General features: G+C 31.9%; 15 protein-coding genes. All 15 read right to left on the bottom strand.

Going from position 1 to position 17,504, the window contains the following annotated elements; genetic code table 11:
• Window positions 1–189: 189 nt before the first annotated feature.
• Window positions 190–1,029: a pirin family protein gene (locus KQI41_RS06880; RefSeq protein ID WP_216585071.1), complete on the bottom strand. Its 840-nt coding sequence runs from the start codon at window positions 1,027–1,029 to the stop codon at window positions 190–192.
• 328 nt (window positions 1,030–1,357) lie between these two features.
• A complete protein-coding gene (locus tag KQI41_RS19085; RefSeq protein WP_268233506.1) occupies window positions 1,358–1,489 on the bottom strand; it encodes a hypothetical protein in 132 nt (43 codons plus the stop codon).
• 70 nt (window positions 1,490–1,559) lie between these two features.
• The gene (locus tag KQI41_RS06875; protein WP_154439168.1) at window positions 1,560–2,417 is read right to left on the bottom strand and encodes an AraC family transcriptional regulator; all 858 of its coding nucleotides are present in this window, start codon (window positions 2,415–2,417) and stop codon (window positions 1,560–1,562) included.
• A 143-nt stretch (window positions 2,418–2,560) separates the two neighbouring features.
• Window positions 2,561–3,964, bottom strand: coding sequence for an MATE family efflux transporter (locus KQI41_RS06870; protein ID WP_154439169.1), 1,404 nt, complete (start codon window positions 3,962–3,964; stop codon window positions 2,561–2,563).
• A 253-nt stretch (window positions 3,965–4,217) separates the two neighbouring features.
• A complete protein-coding gene (locus tag KQI41_RS06865) occupies window positions 4,218–5,300 on the bottom strand; it encodes a YkvI family membrane protein (RefSeq protein ID WP_154439170.1) in 1,083 nt (360 codons plus the stop codon).
• A 100-nt stretch (window positions 5,301–5,400) separates the two neighbouring features.
• On the bottom strand, window positions 5,401–6,699 hold the full coding sequence (locus KQI41_RS06855) for a glycine/betaine/sarcosine/D-proline family reductase selenoprotein B (RefSeq protein ID WP_244971092.1): 1,299 nt from the start codon (window positions 6,697–6,699) through the stop codon (window positions 5,401–5,403).
• A 25-nt stretch (window positions 6,700–6,724) separates the two neighbouring features.
• Complete coding sequence (locus KQI41_RS06850) at window positions 6,725–8,011, bottom strand: glycine/sarcosine/betaine reductase component B subunit (RefSeq protein ID WP_154439172.1); 1,287 nt, start codon at window positions 8,009–8,011, stop codon at window positions 6,725–6,727.
• 31 nt (window positions 8,012–8,042) lie between these two features.
• Window positions 8,043–8,426: a GrdX family protein gene (locus KQI41_RS06845; RefSeq protein WP_229768490.1), complete on the bottom strand. Its 384-nt coding sequence runs from the start codon at window positions 8,424–8,426 to the stop codon at window positions 8,043–8,045.
• A gap of 54 nt (window positions 8,427–8,480) precedes the next feature.
• Window positions 8,481–8,954 carry a glycine/sarcosine/betaine reductase complex selenoprotein A gene (gene grdA / locus KQI41_RS06840; RefSeq protein WP_154439173.1) on the bottom strand — a complete coding sequence of 158 codons (474 nt, stop codon included), beginning with the start codon at window positions 8,952–8,954 and terminating at the stop codon, window positions 8,481–8,483.
• A 185-nt stretch (window positions 8,955–9,139) separates the two neighbouring features.
• Entirely contained in the window at window positions 9,140–9,781 is a 642-nt protein-coding gene (locus tag KQI41_RS06830) for a GntR family transcriptional regulator (RefSeq protein ID WP_154439174.1), read from the bottom strand.
• A gap of 122 nt (window positions 9,782–9,903) precedes the next feature.
• Window positions 9,904–10,914, bottom strand: a complete 1,011-nt coding sequence (locus tag KQI41_RS06825) for an aldo/keto reductase (protein WP_154439175.1) — start codon at window positions 10,912–10,914, stop codon at window positions 9,904–9,906.
• A gap of 19 nt (window positions 10,915–10,933) precedes the next feature.
• On the bottom strand, window positions 10,934–12,691 hold the full coding sequence (pyk, locus tag KQI41_RS06820) for a pyruvate kinase (RefSeq protein ID WP_154439176.1): 1,758 nt from the start codon (window positions 12,689–12,691) through the stop codon (window positions 10,934–10,936).
• A 47-nt stretch (window positions 12,692–12,738) separates the two neighbouring features.
• Window positions 12,739–13,698 carry a 6-phosphofructokinase gene (pfkA, locus tag KQI41_RS06815; protein WP_154439177.1) on the bottom strand — a complete coding sequence of 320 codons (960 nt, stop codon included), beginning with the start codon at window positions 13,696–13,698 and terminating at the stop codon, window positions 12,739–12,741.
• Window positions 13,699–13,718: 20 nt separating this feature from the next.
• A complete protein-coding gene (locus KQI41_RS06810) occupies window positions 13,719–13,913 on the bottom strand; it encodes a hypothetical protein (RefSeq protein WP_154439178.1) in 195 nt (64 codons plus the stop codon).
• 37 nt (window positions 13,914–13,950) lie between these two features.
• Window positions 13,951–17,421, bottom strand: a complete 3,471-nt coding sequence (locus tag KQI41_RS06805) for a DNA polymerase III subunit alpha (RefSeq protein WP_154439179.1) — start codon at window positions 17,419–17,421, stop codon at window positions 13,951–13,953.
• Window positions 17,422–17,504: the final 83 nt, after the last annotated feature.

Here is a 17,504-nt window from a genome sequence, read left to right as displayed (position 1 = left end):
TATCATAATATATTTTTTGAAAAAAAACACTTTAGAAATAACTTAATTATCTATATTTTAATTATAGCTTATATTTTCTTTCATTCCAATAAGAACCACCTTTAACAACTTTTTAAATATAATTTTAGAGAGGATTAAATAGATATTTAATCCTCTCTAAAATTGTCATTTTCAATGTTTAAGAATTTATTAGTATTCAACCTTTTCTTTTAAAAAACTTCCATTTCTCAACTCAGCAAATGCTTGTTGAACCTCTTCCTTTGTATTCATAACAATTGGTCCGCCCCATGATACTGGCTCATCTAACTTATCTGAACTTATAAATAAAATCTGTATATCTTCATTAAGAGACTCTATATCTAATGAATCTCCCTTTGTTAGCTTAACTGCTGTCTTCTCACTTATAGTTTCATCTGCTACTTTAGCATCACCAGATAATAAAAATACTAATACTGATTTGTTTTCTTCAGTTTCAATAGTAAATTTATTATTTGCTTGCAACATTATATGATAGTAATCAAGTGGTAAATATTTTCCCTTGAATCCTTCATATTCTTTATAGTTGCCACTTATAAGTCTTAATATCCCTCCATCAATAGGAATTTCTTTTATGTCATTTTTCTTTATGCTGTGATACTCTGGAGCAGCCATTTTATCTTTTTTAGGCATATTTAACCAAAGCTGAACTCCTAAAAGCCTATCAGACGCAGGCAGCTTCTCTTCATGTAATATTCCGGAACCAGCTGTCATCCACTGAACCTCTCCATCGGAAATTCCGTCCTCATGTCCAAGGCTATCCCTATGTACCATATGACCTCTAACTACTAGACTAATAGTCTCTATACCTCTATGAGGATGCATCGGAAAACCTGCTGTATATTCATCAGGATTTGTACTATCAAAAGAGTCAAGCATCAAAATAGGATCAAAAGTTTCAATTGTATTATGTCCCAAAACCCTAACTAAATTTACTCCTGCTCCATCCTTGGTTCTAAAGCCTGTCACTCTATCTTTTATCTTTCTTTTCATATTATAGCCCTCCAAATTTTTCATATAATTTAATATATTTTCTTGTTCCTCTTAAGTTCTGTCTTTTACATAAAGTCGCCTCATTATTTTTGACCTATCTTCATTAATTTATCTCTAATTAGATATGGTTATCTCTAATTAAAGATAAATCGGAACCTTAATAGACTTATCCCCCTTTCCATAGATTTAAATCAATATTATTAAAAATTCTATTAAATTTTCTTACTAATCTACATCTATCTCCAATCTCTTAAAAGTAAAAATAGCTTCATATAAACAAGAGAGCATGGCTAGCATAAGCTTTCCATACTCTTAATTTTATCTCTTTCTAATAATTTATCAACCTTACCTCTTGATATGTGTAGTATATTGATAAATGAAATACATATGCAGGAGATAATCTTCTCATGGCAGGAATAAAGATATCATTATATCCACTAATCTGTCCAAATGATTTCATAGCCTCCATCAATTGTCCGAAAGGTGAAGATTTATATTCCTACCGTCCTCTTTCTATCTAATATTCTATATTAATTATGTTTTTTTATAACAGGTATCCATACTTCAAACTTTGCATCCTGGGGATCTGCTGATAGATATACTTCAATATCAGGTGCATTGGCATATTCATAGCCTGATGTAGGAAGCCATTCAGTTATAATTCTCTTTTCAAGTTCTTGTATAGAATGTGGCATAGTACCTTCTCCATAAAAAATTGCCCACGTTGATGCCGGAACAATGAATTCTTCAAACTCTTTATCAATAAATTTATCGCTTGCGACAGCAATATAATACTTCCAATTTTCTTCTTCATTACAGGCACTTACTCCAAGTACACCCATGGGCTCAGAACTCATCATAGAAACAAGTTTTCCCACAGTGCCATCTTCTGCCACCCTTTGCCACATTTGTGGAACAATCTCAAAGTTTTTCTCAATCTCCTTATGTAAAGATTCTGCCACTCCAATGATTCTAAAACTATCTTTCTGTTCAATTCTATAATTCATCTCCACATCTCCTTTAATTGTTATTCTGAAGCTAATTGGAGGGAATGCCTTGATTAAAACGCCTTTTGTTCTAGCCTGTGATGGTGTAATTCCATGTATATTTTGAAAAGCTCGGTTAAATGCAGTCGGAGAATTATATCCATATTTTAAAGCAATATCGATGACTTTCTCGTTACTATTTTGCAAATCAACAGCTGCCATTGTCATACGTCTACGACGAATATATTCCGCAAGAGGTACATTTGCTATATAAGAAAACATTCTTTGGAAATGAAATGTAGAACAGCAAGCAATTTTTGCAATATATTCATAATCAATTTCATCCTCCAAATGTTCTTCAATATAACTTATGGCACTATTTAATCGTTCTATCCATTCCATCCTCTTCTCTCCTTTACAATTAAGTATAATATAATCCAGCTATTTTTTCCTCTCCATTCATGCACAAATAAGAGAGTTATCATAAAATTAATGATATTCTAATTGCAAAAACGAAGAATTAATTCTTCGTTTTTATAATTATTTTATTCAATTACTCCAAAGGCACCTTCACTTTGACATTCATCATCTGTCTTGATTACTTTCTTTTGCCATTTGTTGCCTCTATATACCCAGTAACCATATAGACATACTATAAGATTACTAAAGCTCATGGAAAACCATATTCCAGTAGGCCCCCAATTTGTCAAATGTTTAAATATAAGTATCATTGGGAGTCTAACAAACCAAAGTCTGCCTATTTCCATTGCCATGGAATACTTGGTATTTCCAGAACCTTGGAATATTCCTTGTAGTACGCTGAATATACCCATTAAAGGCATTGATAAGGATATATAGAATAAATAAGTTAAGCTTAGCTCTATAACTGAAATATCATCTTTTGACTGCATAAAAAAGTTTATAATAGGCTCATCAAATGCTATTAAAAGTACACAACCTATAGTTCCTATAAGAATTGTTAATTTCAATGCTTTATGGAAAGCCTCTCTAGCCCTATCAATTTGATTAGCACCTATATTTTGCCCTACTATTGCAGTTAAAGCTGAACCCATTCCCATGGCTGGCTGCATTACTAAAGATGTTATTCTATTTACCATGGCATATGCTGCTATGGTAGCTGTTCCATAGGATCCTATAAATCCATTAAGTACAATAAATCCTAAGGAAGCTCCTGACTGCCCTATTGAAGATGGTAATGCTACAGTGATTATTTCTTTTACTATTGATTTATTAAATCTAAATCCTCTAAAATCTGGTCTTATTTTATTACTTTCAGTAAATAGCATAATGACTCCTGCCAGTGCCAAGACTGCTCTAGCCACTAAAGTAGCCCAAGCGGCTCCTGCAATTCCCCAACCAAATGTAAATATAAATATTGGGTCTAAAACTACATTTATTATTGCTGAAATAGCACTAAGTATAGTTGGAGCTAAGGTATTTCCTTGGGCATTCATAATAGAGGTAATATTAAAGAATAGGAACATGAATGGCAAGTCTAAAAATGTAACTCTCAAGTAAATATTACCATATAATCCTAAATCTCCAGTTCCACCCATTAATCTAATTATAGTCGGGCTTATTAAATACCCTAAGGCAGTAAATACAATTGAAGATAATATAGTAATAGCTATTAATTGAGTTGAGTATTCTCTTGTATCCTCTATTCTATCTCCTCCAATTAATTGAGACAAAATCGAAGTACCAGCTATAGATAATCCAATACCCAGTGACACAAATAAAAAGTTTACAGGCCATACAAAAGCCGTTGCTGCAAAATGAACTGAAGATATTTTACTAACCCATACACCATCTACTAGATTATATAGAGTCTGTATAAGGCTGTTGATTATAATTGGAATTGATAAAGTAATAAGTACATTATATATATTTCCTTTTAAAATCATTTCTGTTTTATTTTGCTTATTCATATTCCACCTCTTTCTATATATTTCGAGTCGCTAAACATATATATATTATATCATCTTCTCTAAAAAAGAAAAGTAGGTATAAAAAAAAATATAAGTTAGACCAAATTGGTCTAACTTATATTTTCATGTGTCATAATTTTAAACTTAAGATTATAAATATTTTGCCAAAATATTTATAGAGGAGAAAACTTCATGGGGAAAAGTTTTCTACAAATCTATTGAGAACTCAAATGAGTTGTCTCCTTATTTAATGTCAATTCTTTATTAATTTTGTCCTTATGGTTTTAATTACCATAAACCCTAATAGTACAAAACCTACATATCCATTTATTACATATATTATATTTACTAGTTTATCGAAAGGAACTTTTAGGCCAATAAATACTCCAATTACAGCTAAAACTACTGTTAATATTTTAAATTTATTAGTTTTTTCTTCTGAAAATCTTGCAACAACTTGCCATAAAAGTGGTACTGCTGTTGTATATATACCTGCTACTACTATGAATGAAAATATTATAGCAAGTATTGAATTTATATTACCTGCAAGTATCAATGTAGGTACCATTGTACCAGCTAATTGGTCAATATTTGCAATAATACCTAGGGTAATAATTGCAAGTGAAATACTGAATCCTGCTGCACCTAAAACTACTCCAGTAGTAATTTCTTTTTTACTTTCACTTGATCCTCCTAGAGGCGTTAAGAATCCTGCCAACCACAACATACAGAATCCTACATAAGAACCAGCTGCAAAGAACCAATTAGAAGATGCCTTTAATAAATTAAGCTTTGGTATTATTTCATTAGCTTCAGATAGTCCTGATGGATTTTTTATTATAGATGCTATACCTAATATAATTGTTAATAAAACGATTGCTGGACCTATCTTACCTATTACATCTACTATCTTTCCTAAACCAAATATTACAGTACCTCCTGCTAATATGCCCATAAGTATTCCACCTAATGATGTAGGTAGTCCGTATTGCTGATTTATAGTAGCACCTGCTCCACCCATCATAACTATAAATGACATATAAATAAATGCTATGGAGAAATAATCATAAAAGTTTCCAATTATATTTCCACAATAATATTTATATACATCGCTTCCTTTTGGAAACTGTTGTTCTTTACCTACTGTTACAAACTCAACTGCTACATAAACAAATAATAGAAACGCTACTACTACTCCTAATATTCCTAAGTATCCATATGCACTAAAATACTGCATAACTTCTTGTCCCGTTGCAAATCCTGAACCTATTAGAAAGGCAATATATGCCCCGGCATAAGTCATAGTTCTACCCCAGTTTATTTGCTGTTTTTCCATAGTTATCATCTCCTATAAATTAATAGTACCTTATTAACTATTCTAGTCAAAAGGGGCATCAATAGCCCCTTTTATTTCTAATGATGGAAAAATTATAGAACTAGAACTGAGTTACTTCTTTTATTTCTGTATTTAATCCTTTTAAAGCTCTTTCAACCATTTTCTTTCTCAATGTATATTCTTCATTCTCTGGAAGATTTGGATTTCCAACAGGATAAGGAATTGCAATAGTTGGAACAATTCTATTAGCTCCTACTGATTCTGAGATTGTAGTTATAGTAGACATATGAACTATAGGTATGCCATATCTTTCGATTTCTTTTACCATCGTTGCACCGCAACGTGTACAAGTACCTCAAGTAGATGTTAAGATAACACCGTCTACTCCAGCTTCTTTTAATTCCTTTCCAATTTCAGTCCCAAATTTTATTGAATTTCCAACAGATGTTCCTGTACCAGTAGTAGTATAGAAATATTCAAATACATTACCGATAACTCCTTCTTTTTGGAATTCTTTAAGCATATCAAGGGGAGCTACTCTATCTGGGATTTCATTTGCATATACAGGGTCAAATCCACCGTGAATTGTACAATATTCTCCTGTTAAAGCCTCTCTGCCACTTACATCATATTTGCCCCATTTTTGAGCACTAGCAGACTGAATTCTATCTGGGTTGCCATGTGGAACCATTCCACCGCTAGTTACTAAAGCAATAGTTGATTTGCTTAAATCTTTAATAGCTGGTGCTGGGTCTACCTTATCAAATACTGGCATTGGTAGTTCTGTTTCAAAAGGTTCATCAGTTAAACGAGCCAATAGCATATCTACTGCTCTTCTAGAACCTCTTTTATCTGATAAAACAGTAAGTCTCTTTCCTTGAGAAATATATCCTTCTTCTGCCGGAAGACCTAGTTCTTCATTTTTCATTAATTTCTTTACGATATTAGCCATTACTGGTAACGCTTTTCTCATTCCAGCTGCTGAATCTGTAGTTTCCACTACGATTGCTTTAGCCCTACAAGAATCTAATCCCGGGTTTTCTATATACATACCTGTAACTACAGGAATATTTAATTCATCTATTACTGCATTAGCAACTCCTGAGCAAGCCATACCGTATCTTCCTGCATTAAAAGCTGGTCCTGCAACAACAATGTCTGGATTGCTTTCTTTTATTACATTCATTATATATTCTAAAGCTTCTTCTTTATTTTCATTAAAGTAGTTATCACCACATATTAATGTGCCTACTACTTCTCCTTCTTCTCCAAGAAGACCATTAAATCCTAATGCTGGTCCAATGTTTTCCTTCTTGAAAACTGGTGCCATTCCCGCTTCTTCTTCTCCACCTATTTGACCAAAGAATTGATTAACATAATATAATACCTTGAATTTCATATTTTTCTCCTCCTTTCCAAGCTAATTAATATAATTTAACTGTACAGTTATGGTATCCGATTTCTGATGTTGCTCCAATTACTGCATTTAGCTCACATTTTAAACTTCCGTCTTCCTCTAAGCAACCTTCCCATCCTCCTGCTAAAGTGGCTATTGCTTTATCATTTCCAATAACTCTATCTGCTGGTGGTAATGTAACTACGTGGCTAACATTTCCTGTAGATACTACTGCTATTGCTTCTTTTGCTGTATCTGCCAATGGTTGACTCATTCCATCCCAACCAGAACATTCATCAGTTATTAGTACTGTCTTTATTCCTGAGTCTTCTAATCTCTTACAAATCATTAATAAATCAGAGTCTGGGTTACCATAACCTTCTTCAGATATAATAACTCCATCTGCTCCTAAGCTCTTACATAATTTAGCTGTATAATCACAAGTTCTAAATTTACCTTCAAGAGTAGTTAGTTCTGGAGTAAGTATTACTCCTAAGAAATTAATAGTTTTTCCATGTTCTGCATATAAATCGAGAATCGCTGAGTTGTTTTGGTGTTGGTAAGTTGTTATCTTATCACAAGCCGCAACACAGTTACCACTAATTACTGCTCCATCTAATTCTTCGTTTGGATGTAGTAGTGTAGGTAATATTAATTGACTATTAACACCATATATATATCCATCATGAAGTAATCCTTGAGAAATAAGCATTTCCACATATGCTACTTTTGGTAGGTCTGGATATTTTTTGCTTTCTTCTGCATGGCTGCCCATTTCATATACTAATACCTCATCTGGCTCCACACTTCTACCTGCTTCTCCTACAAATTCAGCTGCTTTAAGTCCTGCTAATCTAACAGTTGTTTCATGAACATGTGGCGCTAATCCTTCCACTGGAATAATATCTACTACTAAATTAAAGGTTTGAGAAAATGGAGTCCATTTTGCACCTTCGCCCCACATATCAACTACTCCCTCTTGGAATCCTACTATATCTCCCACTGTTACAATTGCTGCACCATAAAGCACATTTACTTTTCCGTCTCCCAATTGAGCCATCTTTGTAGATACTCCAGGGAAACCATTTCCTTCTCCCTCAATTTTTACCCTTGGCTCAATAACGTCTTTTACTGGAATAATTCTTACTTTTTCTCCAGGTCTAGCTACGTCAAGCTTAACATCTTTAATTCTTTCGTCTTCTTTAAGCTTACTAATCAATTCCTCTTTATTTACTGTTAGAACTCCATTTTTTACAGTTGTTTCATTTCCTAATTGAATATCTTTAATATGGATTCTTCTAAGTTCAAGTTTCAAGGAAAGTCACCTCCGCTTTATTTTAAATTTTTTAATTATAAACTCTTTCATATTCATCTAATGCAGATTTCAATAATTCAGCATCAATCAAAGCATAGTCTTCACCATTTACCACGTCTACATTTCTAACACTCATATGTTTTTGGTAATTCACGATACTATTTTCAATTGTTTCTGCATAAATATTATTTGTTTTATCTATATTCTCCCTTACAATAATCGAACGATATGGGGAGAAAAACATTCTTAAACTTGCTCCTAGAGGATGATTAATAAGCTCAAAACCTGTATGCACTAAGTCTCTTACCTTAAATAATACATCTTCAAAACTGCCTTCAACAAAGATTACTTCTTTATAGTCCTTCTTAACATTTGGATTATTAGTTACTATTTGATAACTCATATTATTTTTCATAGATTTCCCTCCTCTTATTGTTTTTTTGGGATCTATATTAAACAGAATTAATTATTAAAACTTCGTATATTCATCTCTCATACCTTTTACTTCTGAAACGATTTCATCAACTTCAAGAACCATTTCCATCATACCAATTTGTTCATCGTATACATCAGCATCTACTGATTCTTTGAATTCTGGTTCTACTGCATGATAAACCTTAAGTCCCAACGGAACCCCTGCTAATGGACCTGCAAAAGTTGGGTCTCCTGCTGTAACTGTTTCAGCTGCTAATCCTGCTGATTCAGCTTCTGCTCCACCGATTAATACTAGCATATTTTCTGCTCCGTATTTTTCAGTTAAATCTTTAACCCTTTTTTGATTTTCCAAATCCATTGCACCTGCAGCCGTTCAGACAAAACATTCTGTTGCTGAAAATACTACTTCTGCAGGAGTGGTTTTTATACATTCTTCCATAGCTGGTCCTGGTATACCATCTCTGTCACCAATAATGATAACTTTTGTGTTTTCATTAAATATTGACATTTTGCCACTTCCTTTCTTTTTTGTTTGATATATGTTTTTCATTTGTTTCTTAATTACATTCTATATGTTTTTTAATTGTATTTCAAGTGTATTTTAATAAAATTACAAATTTTTCTTCAAAAAAATTAAAAAGCCTCAATTTCAGATGACCCGAACCATCTAAAATTGAAGCTTTCTTTAAAATTCTATAACATTTCTTTTTTTATTTTAAAAACAAATTCATCTATATGTTCCCTAGCATATTGTTCTACTTTATCTAAATCTTTCTCCTTTATTCCCTCTAATACTTTTCCTAAAGTATGACTAAATAAATCAATACTATCAAAATACTGCTCACAATAATGCCACAATCTTTCTGTATGATAATGTAAAGATGTCAAGATGTCTTGTAACCACGGATTACCACAGGATGAAAGTATAATACTATGAAATTGCTCGTCATCATTAATGGCATTTTGATAATCTTTACCTATATCATAGTTTTCAAACCTTAGCATAATTTCTTCAAGTTCTTTTACTTTTTCTTCACTTATTCTTTCTACTGCAAGTCTTGAAGCAAAAGGGTCTAGCTCTCTAGTCACTTCAAATATATACTTCATCTGTTTAAAGTCAATAGGTGTAACTTGAGCTCCAAATCTTGGCACAATATTTAAAAGTTTATCACTATGTAATAATTGAAAAACCTTTCTAATTGGTGTTCTACTTATATTAAATTCCTCTGCTAAATCTACTTCATTTAAAACTAATCCTGGTTCATATTCAAGATGTATAATCCTTGATTTTAATATTTCATATATCTTATCTGTATCTAGTTTAATATCGGTCATAATCATACCCCTTACTTAAAATTGTTATTAAGTATTATTATATTTGTTATACAAAAAATAATCAAATATAATAATTCCGATTCTCAGTATTATCACTAAAAATCGGAATTATTCAGACTAACCTATCCTAATTTCTCCACTACATTTTTCATCATCTTTCTTATGGGGAGATTATATGGACATCTAGTTTCACATAGCCCACACTCTATACAGTGAATCGCCCTATATTCCATGGCATCGTATCTGCTTTGAGCCCATTCCTTTAGATTATATCTTGTATAATATCCCTCCATCAAAAATTGAGTAGGTATATCTATTTTTTGAGGACAAGGTAGGCAATAGCCACATCTTCTACAAAATTCTGTTCCTAGGGAATTAGCTTCTTCTGATAAAATACTGCCTTCCTCTTCTGTCAGCTTTCTTATATTAATTCCTACTTCTGTATTAGATTTTACTTGATCCAAAGTATCCATCCCTGGAATAACTACAGATATATTTGGATTATCTACTATAAATCTAAGGGATAATTCCCCTTTAGTAATAGCACCTCCCGCTAAGGGTTTCATAACTATTACTCCTATATTCATATCCTTAGCTTTTTTAAACAATTCTTCTGCCTGACGTTCTACTGGATTATATGGACATTGTATAGTAGAAAATTTTCCTGTATCTATGGCTTTATCTAATATTTCTGGACTATGGGATGTAATCCCTATTTCTTTTATTATTTCCTTCTCTTTAGCTTCCTCCAATGCTTTAAATGCTCCGTTTTCACTCATAATGAAATCTAATTCTTCTAAGGTTCTAATATTATGAAATTGAAACAAATCTATATGGCTAGTTTTTAAGCTTTTTAAACTAGTATTTAATTCTTCTGTCATTCCATTGTAATCTCTTTTCATTGATTTTGTAGCTAATATAAATTTATCTCTGCCTATTTTCTCCAAGGCCTCTCCAATTAAACTTTCTGATTCATTGTATCCTCTGGCTGTATCTATAAAGTTTATTCCTCTGTTATAGGCCTCTTGAAGAAGCTCATGGGATAATTCCTTACCTACTCTTTGTATGGGAATTCCTCCGAAGCCAATAACAGATACATCTAAATTAGTCCTTCCTAGTTTTCGCTTTTCCATACTAATCCCCCTTATACTTCTATAAAACCCTTGCTTCTCCTTTGTATACAAGTCCTGTAGTACTATCTACCGTTACCATCTCTCCGTGTTCTAATAAAGTTGTAGCATTTTCTGCACCTACAATAGTTGTTTTATTAAGGTTTAACCCTACTATGGCTGCATGAGATGTAAGTCCACCTTGCTCAGTTATTATGGCAGAAGCTCTTTCAATAAATGGTATCATATCTCTATCTGTATCTCTCGTCACTATAATATCTCCATCCTTAAACTTCAATTCCAATTCTTCCTTATTGTTTGCAATACAAACTCTGCCTAAAGTAGAACCTTGACAAATTCCCATTCCTTTAATCAAAACTTTTCCTATTGTATGAACTTTAATAAGATTAGTAGAACCTGATGTTCCTACAGGAATTCCTGCTGTAATAACTACTAAATCTCCCTCTTTTACATATCCTCTATCTACTGCTGATTGTATAGATAGTTCTATTACATCATCTGTAGAGTTGCTATAAGGTGATAACACTGGATAAACTCCCCATACTAGAGATAGTCTTCTCATTACAGATTCTGTAGTTGTAGCTGCTATTATAGGTGATTTTGGTCTAAATTTAGATATTGCCTTTGAAGTATAACCTGAAGATGTTGCAGTAATTATGGCAGATGCTTCTAAATCCATTGCTGTAGTACATGTTGCCTTTCCTATTGCATTAGTAGTTGACACTTCTGCTATAGTAGTTTTTGATTTTAATATTTCTCCATAATTTAAAGAGTCTTCTGTTCTTGTGGCAATATTATACATTGTTCTTACAGATTCAATAGGATATTTTCCTGCGGCAGTTTCTCCAGATAACATAATTGCACTACTTCCATCAAGAATGGCATTGGCAACATCTGTTACTTCAGCCCTTGTAGGTCTAGGGTTTCTCATCATGGAATCTAACATTTGCGTAGCTGTAATAACTGGTTTTCCTGCTAAATTTGATCTTCTAATTAAATCTTTTTGAACTAATGGTATATCCTCTGTCTGTATCTCTACTCCTAAGTCTCCCCTAGCAACCATTATTCCATCAGATGCTAAAAGTATTTCATCTATATTATCTACGCCTTCTTGGTTTTCTATTTTTGAAATTATCTCTATAAAATCTGCATTATTGTCTTCTAGTATCTTTCTTATTTCCAAAACGTCAGATGCTTTCCTAACAAAAGATGCCGCTATGAAATCTATTCCATTTTCTATTCCAAACAATATATCGTCTGTATCCTTTCTAGTTACTGCTGGTAAATTGATTTTTACATTTGGTACATTTACACCTTTATGGTTCTTTAATGTTCCATTATTTAAAGCTACACATTTTATATCTGTTTCTCCTATTATTTCTATTACTTTAAATTCTACTAGTCCATCGTCTATTAAAATTCTACTATCTATTTTAACATCCTTTGGCAGTCCATCATAAGAAATAGATACAATAGTATCATCTCCTAGTATATCTCTAGTAGTTAAAGTAAATATATTACCCTCTTCAATTTCTATAGTACCATCTTTAAAATCTCCTAGTCTTATTTCTGGTCCCTTTGTATCTAGCATAATTCCTATAGGCATATTAAGTTCTTTTCTAACTTTCTTTATGGTATCTATTCTTTTTTTATGTTCTTCATGAGTACCATGGGAAAAGTTAAGCCTGCACACATTTAACCCATTTAAAAATAATTCCTTTAATACTTCCTCAGATTCAGATGCTGGCCCTATTGTACATACTATTTTTGTTTTTTTCATCTACTTTCCCTCCATTAGTTTGATTTTATATATATTATTAATCTAAGCTATATCGATAAAATCTTTGTAGTATCATACATTTCTATATCAAAACTTTTCTCCACTTTTAAAGCATCATTTATGTCCATATCTATTATGCTGTTACATTTAATTCCAAGGGCTCTTCCAGATTTCCCTTCCTTTAATAAATCTATGGCTTTGCTTCCCATTTTACTTGCTATAATTCTATCATAAGATGTAGGATTTCCTCCCCTTTGAATATATCCTAAAACTGTTACCCTAGTATCTATTCCGGTTTTCTCCTCAATTGCCTTAGATACATCATAAGCATTTCCTACTCCCTCTGCTAGGACAATAATATGATGTAGTTTTCCTCTATTTTTACCTTGTATGGCTTTTTTACATACTTCATCTATATTGAATTCTACTTCTGGCACTATTATACTTTCAGCTCCACCTGCAAGACCTGCATATAAAGCAATATCTCCACAGTGTCTACCCATAACTTCTATTACATTTGCTCTACCATGAGATGTGGATGTATCTCTGATTTTAGATATGGCATCTACTACTGTTTCTACAGCAGTGAAAAATCCAATGGTAAAATCAGAATATCCACAATCATTATCTATTGTACAAGGTATTCCTATAGTTGGTATGGAAGCATTTGATATTTCCCTTGCACCTTTAAGTGTACCGTCTCCTCCTAATACCACTAACCCGTCTATTCCAAATACTTCTAATACATTTAAAGCTTTCTTAAATCCTTTTTCTGTTTTAAATTCTTCTGATCTAGCAGATCTGAGCATAGTCCCTCCTCTATGTATTATATCTGCAACGGAAGAAAGATTCATTTCATATATATCTCCATTAATAAGTCCATTATATCCTTGTCTTATACCCATTACTTTAAATCCATTATATATCCCCGCTCTTACAACTGCTCTAATGGCTGCATTCATACCTGGTGCATCTCCGCCACTAGTCAGTATTCCTATAGTCTTCATTTAATTCCCCCTTATATAAATTAAATAATTCCTAATTCTATCATAGCCTCTTGAATATCTGCCGCTTCAAATTCTGGAGCTAATATTTCATATAGTTCGTCTTCACCTTCTTTAGTAAAATATTTTATCTTTACTAAAAAACCCTCTTGTCTCAATCTCTTTTCTATATCTCGAGCATTTTCTACTCCTGTAGTCATATGAACTGCTGTCCACATATTAAAGCACTCCTTTTAAATTCACAATTGATATTATTTAAGAAATTTTAACTGAATCTTCCCCAAGTAATGTTTTTAATTCTGATATTACATTTCTATTATTTATATCAATCCATAATTTCCTATCTGCTATTACAGTTTTTCTTTCTTTTTCAAGGTATAAATATACTGGTGTATCTCCAGTATATTTTATTAGAATAGCTTTAATCTTATCTAATATATTAACATGACTGTTGGATGATAGTTTTACATATATTTTTTCTTTTTTATGAATATTTAACTCAGATATTTTCTCAACTATAATCTTTGGTTCCTCTACTTCAGACATACTAATTTTACCCTGAATCACTATAATATTATCTTCTTTTAAATATTTATTATATCTTTCAAAAGTAGTAGGAAAAACTATACATTCTATGACACCATATAAGTCCTCTAAAGTAATAAACGCCATCATATTGTTGTTTTTAGTTATCTTATTTTTCTTTTCAACAATAATCCCACCTAATACTATTGTAGAGCCATCTTTTAATCCGTTTAGTTCTTTACCTATTTCATCATTTATATTTAGTAAATCAAAGGTTGTAGTAGTTGATACCTTTTCCAGTTCAGATTTATATGGTTCTAATGGATGACCCGATATATAAATTCCTACCATTTCCTTTTCCATTGTAAGCAATATATTTTTAGGAAATTCTTTTAAATCTGGTAAATTATCTTTTGAAACATTTTCATCTATAGTATCAAATATGGAAAATTGTCCTTCTATATTTCTTTTCCTATCAGCATGAATTCCATCTATTATCTTTTCATATATTGCCAGTAATTGTGCCCTATTTGCACCTAGACTATCCATGGCACCGCATTTAATCAAGGATTCTACTGCTCTTTTGTTCATTACAGATGAATCTACCTTTTCTATTCTTTCAATGAAATCTGTAAATGATTTAAATCTTCCTAGCTTTCTAGCATTTGCTATGGCATTTATAAAGTTTTCTCCTACATTTTTCACTGCTGATAATCCAAATCTAATTTTATTTTTAGATACAGTAAATTTATTGTAGGATTCATTTATATCTGGTGACAATATATCTATTCCAAGTCTTTTGCATTCTTGTATATAAAGTGATACTTGGTTAGTATTCCCCATAACAGAAGAAATAAGAGCTGCCATAAATTCCACTGGATAATAATATTTTAAATATGCAGTTCTATATGCTACTACTGCATAAGCAGCTGAATGTGCTTTAGGAAAGGCATATTTAGCAAAATCAATCATTAAATCATATATTTTATTTGCAGATTTCTCATCTATACCATTTCTTATGGCACCATTTATGATTACTTCTCCATTTTCATCAGTTTCACCATATACAAATCGTTTTCTTTCCTTTTCCATTACATCCATTTTCTTTTTACTCATGGCACGTCTTACTAAATCTGCTCCTCCAATAGTAAAACCACCTATATCTCTTACAATCTTCATGACCTGTTCTTGATAAACTATACAACCATAAGTCATATCTAATATGGGTATAAGTCTTGAATGTAAATACTCAATTTTTGAAAAATCATGTTTAGATGCAACAAACTGTGGAATCTGATTCATAGGTCCTGGTCTAAATAAAGCATTGGCGGCTATAAGGTTTTCAAATACATTTGGTCTTAGCTCCCTAAGAAATGCCCTCATTCCAGGGGACTCAAACTGAAATATGCCTAGAGTTTCAGCCTTTGCAAACATTTCAAGTACAAGTGGATCTTCATGATTTATATTACTTAAATCAAGTTTTATTCCATGATTTTCTTCCACTAAATTAACAGCGTCTCTAATTACAGTTAAGGTTCTCAAACCTAAAAAATCCATTTTTAATAATCCTAATTCTTCTAATTCTACCATATTAAATTGGGTAGATACGGCATCTCCATTTTTCAGAAGAGGAACATAGCTTGTCACAGGGTCTTTAGATATAACCACTCCTGCAGCATGGGTTGATGTGTGTCTAGGCAACCCTTCTACTGCCTTAGCCACATCTATTAACCTCCGAACATTTTCATTTTCATCATAACTGTCTTTTAATGATTTATTTACTTCTAGAGCTTTAGATATTGTCATACCTAATTCCATTGGTATTTGTTTTGCAATATAATCTACTTCACCATAAGGCATATTTATTGCCCTGCCTACATCTCTTATGGAGCCTCTAGCTGCCATAGTACCAAAGGTAACTATTTGCGCTACATGGTCTATTCCATATTTATCTATAACATATTGAATAACTTCTTCTCGTCTTTCATAACAAAAATCTATATCTATATCAGGCATAGATACTCTTTCTGGATTTAAAAATCTTTCAAATATCAACCCATATTCCAATGGGTCTATATCTATAATCTTAAGAGCATAAGAAACAACACTTCCAGCAGAAGAACCTCTTCCTGGACCTACCATTATGCCATTGTCCTTAGCAAACTTTATAAAATCCCATACAATAAGAAAATAGTCTGTATATCCCATTTGAGTTATAACATTAAATTCATATTCAAATCTATCTTGTACTTCTGGAGTAATTTCTTTATATCTTTCTTGTAATCCTTCAGAACACAGTTTCTTTAGATATTCTATATTTGTATATCCATCTGGTACCTTATATTCAGGTAAGTGCAATGTATCAAAATCCAACTCCACATTACATCTATCTGCAATCCATGCAGTATTTTCTAGAGCTTGTAAATTGTCTCCAAAAATATTTCTCATTTCTTCTGGTGATTTTAAATAAAATTCATTTGTAGGAAACTTCATTCTGTTGGTTTCCTCTACTGTACTTGCTGTTTGTATACATAATAAAATATCATGAACTTCTGCATCTTGTTTTCTTAGATAATGTACATCATTTGTGGCTACTAATCCTATGTCCATTTCCTTAGATATTTTTATTAGTTCTCTGTTTACACTTCTTTGCTCTTCAATTCCATGATCTTGTAATTCAAGAAAGAAATTATTCGGACCAAATATCTCTTTATATAATAGCGATATTTCTTTAGCTTTATCTATATTGTTATTCATTATATGCTTTTGTACTTCTCCTCCTAGACAAGCTGATAGAGCTATAATCCCTTTACTATATTTTTTAAGTATATCATGGTCTATTCTAGGTTTATAATAAAATCCATTTATATATGCTTCTGATACTATTTTCATTAGATTTTCATAACCATGTTTATTTTCTGCCAAAAGCACTAAATGGTATTGATTCTTATCCTTTGGCTCTCTTTCAGTATATTTATCTATAGCCACATAAACTTCAGAGCCAAGTATTGGTTTAATTCCTTGTCTCTTAGCTTCTTTATAAAATTGAATAACTCCAAACATAGAGCCATGATCTGTTATGGCTATGGATTCCATACCTAATTCCTTAGTTCTAGAAATTAAGTCTTTTATTCTAATGGAACCATCTAATAAGCTATATTCAGTATGGACATGTAAATGACTAAATTTATCTTTATACATCTTTATATCCCTTTCTAATTATTTATATAGATATATCTTATCATAAAACAAAAGATTTCCCTATACTGAGGAAATCTTTTAAT

Origin of the sequence: Tissierella pigra (genome assembly GCF_018917845.1) — a bacterium.
GTDB lineage: Bacteria > Bacillota > Clostridia > Tissierellales > Tissierellaceae > Tissierella > Tissierella pigra.
This window is presented reverse-complemented; position numbering and strand designations above follow the sequence as displayed.

What these genes read in the sequence shown, in the direction of transcription:
- KQI41_RS06880 (WP_216585071.1), bottom strand. Translation starts at nt 1,029, where the DNA reads ATGAAAAGAAAGATAAAAGATAGAGTGACAGGCTTTAGAACCAAGGAT.
- KQI41_RS19085 (WP_268233506.1), bottom strand. Translation starts at nt 1,489, where the DNA reads ATGAAATCATTTGGACAGATTAGTGGATATAATGATATCTTTATTCCT.
- KQI41_RS06875 (WP_154439168.1), bottom strand. Translation starts at nt 2,417, where the DNA reads ATGGAATGGATAGAACGATTAAATAGTGCCATAAGTTATATTGAAGAA.
- KQI41_RS06870 (WP_154439169.1), bottom strand. Translation starts at nt 3,964, where the DNA reads ATGAATAAGCAAAATAAAACAGAAATGATTTTAAAAGGAAATATATAT.
- KQI41_RS06865 (WP_154439170.1), bottom strand. Translation starts at nt 5,300, where the DNA reads ATGGAAAAACAGCAAATAAACTGGGGTAGAACTATGACTTATGCCGGG.
- KQI41_RS06845 (WP_229768490.1), bottom strand. Translation starts at nt 8,426, where the DNA reads ATGAAAAATAATATGAGTTATCAAATAGTAACTAATAATCCAAATGTT.
- KQI41_RS06830 (WP_154439174.1), bottom strand. Translation starts at nt 9,781, where the DNA reads ATGACCGATATTAAACTAGATACAGATAAGATATATGAAATATTAAAA.
- KQI41_RS06825 (WP_154439175.1), bottom strand. Translation starts at nt 10,914, where the DNA reads ATGGAAAAGCGAAAACTAGGAAGGACTAATTTAGATGTATCTGTTATT.
- pyk (WP_154439176.1), bottom strand. Translation starts at nt 12,691, where the DNA reads ATGAAAAAAACAAAAATAGTATGTACAATAGGGCCAGCATCTGAATCT.
- pfkA (WP_154439177.1), bottom strand. Translation starts at nt 13,698, where the DNA reads ATGAAGACTATAGGAATACTGACTAGTGGCGGAGATGCACCAGGTATG.
- KQI41_RS06810 (WP_154439178.1), bottom strand. Translation starts at nt 13,913, where the DNA reads ATGTGGACAGCAGTTCATATGACTACAGGAGTAGAAAATGCTCGAGAT.
- KQI41_RS06805 (WP_154439179.1), bottom strand. Translation starts at nt 17,421, where the DNA reads ATGTATAAAGATAAATTTAGTCATTTACATGTCCATACTGAATATAGC.